The sequence below is a fragment of the Nocardia sp. NPDC057455 genome (genome assembly GCF_042802775.1).
Lineage (GTDB): Bacteria > Actinomycetota > Actinomycetes > Mycobacteriales > Mycobacteriaceae > Nocardia.
Window position 1 is genome coordinate 1 of sequence record NZ_JBHVDM010000163.1, and the last position, 6,345, is coordinate 6,345.

At 69.4% G+C, this 6,345-nt stretch carries 5 protein-coding genes; 3 read left to right on the top strand and 2 right to left on the bottom strand.

The window, feature by feature from the left end; genetic code table 11:
• The first annotated feature begins 1,058 nt into the window (after positions 1–1,058).
• Positions 1,059–1,727: a metal-dependent transcriptional regulator gene (locus ACFU5M_RS33715; RefSeq protein ID WP_379055554.1), complete on the top strand. Its 669-nt coding sequence runs from the start codon at positions 1,059–1,061 to the stop codon at positions 1,725–1,727.
• A gap of 37 nt (positions 1,728–1,764) precedes the next feature.
• Here the strand turns inward: ACFU5M_RS33715 and ACFU5M_RS33720 are convergent, their stop codons facing one another.
• Positions 1,765–2,847 (bottom strand): tartrate dehydrogenase, encoded by a 1,083-nt coding sequence (locus ACFU5M_RS33720; protein WP_379055546.1) that lies wholly within the window; start codon positions 2,845–2,847, stop codon positions 1,765–1,767.
• A 10-nt stretch (positions 2,848–2,857) separates the two neighbouring features.
• Positions 2,858–4,330, bottom strand: a complete 1,473-nt coding sequence (locus ACFU5M_RS33725; protein ID WP_379055548.1) for an NAD-dependent succinate-semialdehyde dehydrogenase — start codon at positions 4,328–4,330, stop codon at positions 2,858–2,860.
• 131 nt (positions 4,331–4,461) lie between these two features.
• Between ACFU5M_RS33725 and ACFU5M_RS33730 the strand changes: the two genes are divergently transcribed.
• A complete protein-coding gene (locus ACFU5M_RS33730) occupies positions 4,462–5,703 on the top strand; it encodes an aspartate aminotransferase family protein (RefSeq protein ID WP_379055550.1) in 1,242 nt (413 codons plus the stop codon).
• A gap of 58 nt (positions 5,704–5,761) precedes the next feature.
• On the top strand, positions 5,762–6,256 hold the full coding sequence (locus ACFU5M_RS33735; RefSeq protein ID WP_379055552.1) for a DUF3830 family protein: 495 nt from the start codon (positions 5,762–5,764) through the stop codon (positions 6,254–6,256).
• The last annotated feature ends 89 nt before the right edge of the window (positions 6,257–6,345 follow it).

A 6,345-nucleotide genomic window follows, 5' to 3' on the forward strand; every position in this document is an offset into this window, starting at 1 on the left:
TTCTAGACTCGGCAAACCCGCTGCTCAGAAGGCGTTTTTCACACCCTTTTCGCAGGTGGGCAAAAGCTCCCGTCGAGACTTCGCCATCTCTGCACAGTGCGCAGCCTACGCAAATCAGGTAGCGAACAGTATTCGGGCGTGCGGATCTCACACAACGCTTCCGGCGCGGGCCGATGGCGAGCCGGGCCGGATCCGACGACGGGCGTGGCCGGCTCGTCCGGCCGATGCGCCGCCGACTCGATACGGCGCGGGTCGCGCCGGCTTGCGGGAGCCGTTCGTCTTACGCGGTGCGACCACATTCCCCTCCATACCGCCCCCAGCCGTGGACGTCGTGCGATCAGGTACAACATTGCCGAGGTTCACGACATCCCGACAAATGCCCGCTGCCGGAAACGAGGGGAACGTGTCGGCGAAAACGCCGCTTTCTCCGCGAATTCCGCGCTTCTACGTGTTCGTCCGCCGTCCGCGGCGGCGTGCGGCGATCTCTTTCCGAGAAGGTCTCGGAAAGATGCGGCGGCGGATGATCGAGCGGGCTGATCGGCGCCCGGCACCGCCTTACTTTCCCGGCGAACTCGGCGAGGCGGCTGAGAATGCCGCCGTCGGCCGAAAGCGAGCGCGGCACTCCGGGGTACGACACCACCGGGGGAGTCTCCGCTTCTTCTGCGCGCTGCACCCGAAAGGTTTGTGCCCCAGTTGAATTCGCCCGTCTCGACCGTCCGCAGATTCGATGGGCGGGACCGGATGTTCGAGCTCCAGCCGAGAATCGACCGTCGTTGCGCTGCCATCGGACTACCCGGGATCGGCGCGCGCTCGGACTCTCGGACGCCGCGCGATCGGCGCTACCGACTCCGCCCGCGGCAACGGACATCGATCCGGCCACTCGCGGATGAACGCCGAATCGCGATTCGTTTGCGATCGGTCGACGACGGGTCGAGGATGTGTGTATCGGCACGCCAGTGCCTAAGCTCGGGTGTGTGCCAGGTAAACGAGATATCGCCACTCGACGCGAGTTGGCCGACGCCCCGGCGCCGGGCGATACGCACGGCGGTACCGCCACGATCGCGCCTGTGCTCTCATCGGTCGCACAGGACTATCTGAAGGTCATCTGGACCGCGCAGGAGTGGTCGCAAGAAAAGGTGACCACCAAATTGCTCGCCGAGCGGATCGGCGTGTCGGCCTCCACGGTGTCCGAAGCCGTCCGGAAACTCGCCGATCAGGGATTGGTCGAGCATGCCCGCTATGGTGCGATCGCCCTCACCCCCGAGGGCCGCCGCGCCGCCGTCGCGATGGTGCGCAGGCACCGGCTCATCGAGACGTTTTTGGTGAACGAGCTCGGTTACGGCTGGGACGAGGTGCACGACGAGGCCGAGGTGCTCGAACACGCGGTCTCCGAGCTGCTGATGGCCCGGATCGACGCCAAACTCGGATACCCCGATCGCGATCCGCACGGCGACCCGATCCCGTCGGTGGACGGCGCGGTGCCCACCCCGCCCGCGCGCCAGCTCAGCGATTTCCACGCGGGGGAGGCAGGCCGCGTCGCCCGCATCTCCGACGCCGACCCCGATATGCTGCGCTACTTCGACTCCGTCGGCATCGCCCTGGACACCACCATCACGGTGGTGGAGCGCCGCGACTTCGCGGGCACCATCGCCATCCGCATCGGCGCCACCGAGTCGCCGACCGACCTCGGACGCCCCGCCGCCGAGGCCATCTGGCTCACCGGATGATTACCGACGGCCGGGAAGATGGAGCAGCGCGATCCGGTCAGCCCGGTTCGGCCGTGGCGGCTCGGCGCGCCAGCTCGGCCGCGCGAGTGGCGATGGCGTCGCCGAGTTCGGTGGTGGTCGCGCTGCCGCCGAGATCCGGGGTGCGGATCTCGCCGGCGGCGAGCACGTCGCAGACCGCTCGATCGACCGCGGCGGCCGCGGGGGCCTCGCCGAGATGGTCGAGCAGCATGGCGCCCGCGAGGATCTGCGCGACCGGGTTCGCGATGCCTTGACCGGCGATATCGGGAGCACTGCCGTGCACCGCTTCGAACATCGAGGGGCCGCTGCGCTCGGGATTGATATTGCCCGACGGCGCCAGACCGAGTCCACCGGTCACGGCGGCGGCGAGGTCGGAGAGGATGTCGCCGAACAGGTTCGAGCCCACGATCACGTCCAGCCGGTCCGGGTGCAGCACGAGTTCGGCGGCCAGCGCGTCGACGTGCATCTGCCGCGTCGCCACCCGGGGATACTCGGCCGCGACGCGCTCGAAGACGCTGTCCCAGTACGGCATCGAGTGGATGATCCCGTTCGACTTGGTCGCCGAGCACAACCGCCCCGACCGTTCGGCGGCACGCTCGAACGCGTAGCGGATGATCCGCTCGCATCCCGTGCGGGTGAACACCGACTCCTGGAGCACGAATTCGTCAGCGCGGCCTTCGTTGTGGATGCCGCCGATCCGCGAGTATTCGCCCTCGGAATTCTCCCGCACGATGAGGATGTCCAAGTCGTCGGCGGTGCGGTCGCGCAGCGCCGACTCGGTGCCGGGCAGCAGCCGCACCGGGCGCAGGTTGACGTACTGGCCGAAGGCGCGGCGCAGCGGGATCAGCAGGCCCCACAGCGAAACATGGTCGGGCACACCGGGAAAGCCGACCGCGCCGAGCAGGATCGCGTCGAAGCTCGCCAGCCGCGCCGCGCCGTCGGGCGGCATCATCGCCCCGGTGCGCAGGTAGTTCTCGCAGGACCAGTCGAATTCGGTCCACTCGAGACCGGGCAGCACGGCGTCGAGTACGCCCACCGCCGCCGCGGTGACGTCGACTCCGATCCCGTCCCCCGGGATGGTGGCGATGCGATACTCGCTCACCGGAACTCCTTCACAGTCGCACTCCGATGTACTTGGTCTCCAGGAATTCATCGATCCCGGTCAGTCCGCCCTCGCGGCCCAGCCCGGACTCCTTGACACCGCCGAACGGTGCGGCCGGATTGGACACCACGCCTTGGTTCAGGCCCACCATGCCGGTTTCCAGCGCTTCGGAGACCCGGAATCCGCGCCGGAGGTTCTCGGTGAAGACGTAACTGACCAGTCCGTACGGGGTGTCGTTGGCCCGGCTCACCGCCTCGGCTTCGGTGTCGAAGACGCCGATCGCGGCGACCGGTCCGAAGATCTCGGTATGGCACAGCTCGGCGTCGTCGGGGACGTCGACGAGGACGGTCGCGGGGTAGAAATTGCCCGGCCCGTCCGGCGCGGTTCCGCCGGTGAGCACCGTGGCGCCGCGAGCGAGGGCGTCATCGACCAGGCGTTGCACCTTGGCGACGGCCTCGGCGTCGATCAGCGGACCGACCACGACGTCCGGCTCGGTGCCCCGGCCCATCGGCAGGGCCGCCAACCGAGCGGCGAGCCCGCGTGCGAAGTCCTCGGCGACGCCGCGCTGCACGAGGATGCGATTGGCGGCGGTGCACGCCTGGCCGATGTTGCGCATCTTCGCCGCCACCGCGCCCTCGACCGCCTCGTCCAGGTCGGCGTCGTCGAACACCAGCAGCGGCGCGTTCCCACCGAGCTCCATCGAGGTGCGCATCACCGTCTGCGCGCACTGCGCCAGCAACTGCTTGCCGACCGCCGTCGAGCCCGTGAACGACAGCTTGCGCGAGCGGGCATCGAGGATCAGCGGCGTCATCACCGCGGCGGGATCGGCCGTCGTGACGACGTTGACCACCCCGGCGGGCAGCCCGGCGCCGGCCAGGACCTCGGCCAGCGCCAGCATCGACAGCGGCGTCTGCTCGGCGGGTTTCACCACGCAGGTGCAGCCCGCGGCGAGCGCGGGCGCGATCTTGCGCGCGCCCATCGCCACGGGGAAGTTCCACGGCGTGATGAGCAAGCTCGGACCCACCGGCTGTCGCGCCACCAGGAAACGCGAACCGCCGGTCGGTGCGGGCATGTACCCGCCGTCCAGCCGCACGGCTTCCTCGGCGAACCAGCGGAAGAACTCCGCGGCGTAGGCGATCTCGCCGCGCGCCTCGGCCAGCGGCTTGCCCATCTCCAGCGTCGCGATCAGCCCGAGCCGATCGGTCTCGGCCAGCAACGCGCGATGCACGCGCATCAGCAGATCGCTGCGCGCACGCGGCGGCGTGGCCGCCCAGTCCCGCTGCGCCGCGCACGCGGCGTCCAGCGCGGCGCGACCGTCGGCCGGATCCGCGTCGGCCACCGCGCACAGCAGTTCACCGGTCGCCGGGTCGAACACGGGCAGCGTCCGGGCCGTGGCCCGCCACCGCCCCTCGATGAACAGGCCTCGCGGCACGGTGTCGATCGCGGCGCGCTCGGCGACGCTCAGCGCGCTTTCGGTGAGCATGGTTCGGTGGCTCCTCTCGGCACCGCGCAGCGTTCGGCCATTGCTGCGACCCGTGCCGCCATGTTATGCATATTGTCGACAATCCGACAATAGACAATCTCCATCCCACCCGCTCCGGGAGGCGAATCACCATGACCGAGCTCTCGCCCATCCTGAAACAGGCCACTCCGGTGACCGTCGACCACGGCGCGGGGTGCTATCTCTACGGCACCGACGGGCGCCGCTATCTGGACTTCACCGCCGGAATCGGCGTTACCAGCACCGGCCACTGCCACCCGAAGGTGGTCGCGGCCGCGCAGGCGCAGGTGGCCTCCCTGATCCACGGCCAGTACACGACCGTGCTGCATCGGCCGCTGCTGGAACTGACCGAACGGCTCGGGACGGTGCTGCCCGAAGGGTTGGACGCGCTGTTCTTCGCCAACTCCGGCAGTGAGGCGGTCGAAGCCGCGCTACGGCTGGCGCGCCAGGCCACCGGACGCCCGAACGTAGTCGTCTTCCACGGAGGCTTCCACGGCCGCACCGTGGCCGCCGCGACCATGACGACCTCCGGCACCCGTTTCTCGGCCGGCTTCAGCCCGCTCATGCCAGGGGTGCACGTCGCGCCGTTCCCCACCGCGTACCGCTACGGCTGGAGCGAGCGGGAAGCGACCGCTTTCGCACTACGCGAACTCGACTATCTGTTCGCCACACTTACCTCGCCCGCCGAGACCGCCGCGTTCATCGTGGAGCCGGTGCTCGGCGAGGGCGGTTACGTCCCGGGCAACACCGAGTTCTTCCGTGGGCTGCGCGAACGCGCGGATCGGCACGGCATCCTGCTCATCTTCGACGAGATCCAGACCGGCTTCGGGCGCACCGGGAAGTTCTTCGGTCACCAGCACTTCGACGTGCGACCCGACGTGATCACCATCGCGAAGGGGCTGGCCAGCGGGTTCCCATTGTCGGGCATCGCGGCCTCGCGCGAGCTGATGTCGCGGGCATGGCCGGGCTCGCAGGGCGGCACTTACGGCGGCAACGCGGTGGCGTGCGCGGCGGCGATCGCCACACTCGAAGTCATCGAATCCGAGGGGCTGGTGGCCAACGCGGCCGACCGGGGGGCACAGCTGCTGGGTGGTCTGCGCGACAGCGCCACCAAGGCGATCGGTGACGTCCGTGGTCTCGGACTGCTCGCGGGCGCCGAGTTCACCACAGCTACCGGCGAGCCCGATCCGGCGACCGCCGCGGCCGCCCAGCGCGCCGCGGTGGACAAGGGACTGCTGTTGCTGACCTGCGGCGCGCACATGAACGTGGTGCGGATGATCCCGCCGCTGATCGTGACCGATACGCAGATCGAGGACGCTCTGGCGATCTGGTCCGAGGTGCTCGCCGAGTTGTAGCTCGCGAATCATCCGTCCGCTGTGCCCGCCCGGCGGGCACCGATCAGGAAGCAACCGCATGGCCCGCTACATCACCATCACGCTCACCAAAGCCGCCATCACCTGCCGCGCCCGCCTGCTGGACGAGGAAGCGCCGCGCACCTGTGCGGCGGTGTGGAACGCGCTGCCGCAGGAAGGCGACGCTTTCCACGCCAAATACGCCCGCAACGAGGTGTACACCCTGGTCCCCCGGATCGGTGCCGCCCCGCACCGGGAGAATCCGACGGTCACGCCGATACCCGGCGACGTCTGCCTGTTCGATTTCGAGCCGTGGGAGATCGGCAATCCGGCCTACGGCTACGAGCCCGGCTCCGCGGCAGAGCACGAGCGCGGCGCCACCGATCTCGCACTGTTCTACGGTCGCAACAATCTGCTGATCAACGGCGACCTCGGGTGGGTGCCGGGCAATGTCTTCGCCACCATCGAGGAGGGGCTGGCCGAGATCGCCGCGGCGTGCAACACGCTGTGGTTGCACGGCGTGCAGGGCGAAACGCTCGCCTTCGCCCGCGCCTGAGCACCGGTGCACAGAAGTGGGGCCCCGGCCTGCCGCGGGGGCCCGCGCCGTTAAGAACCCCGCCCCCAATAAGCGGAGCGGGCGCCCCC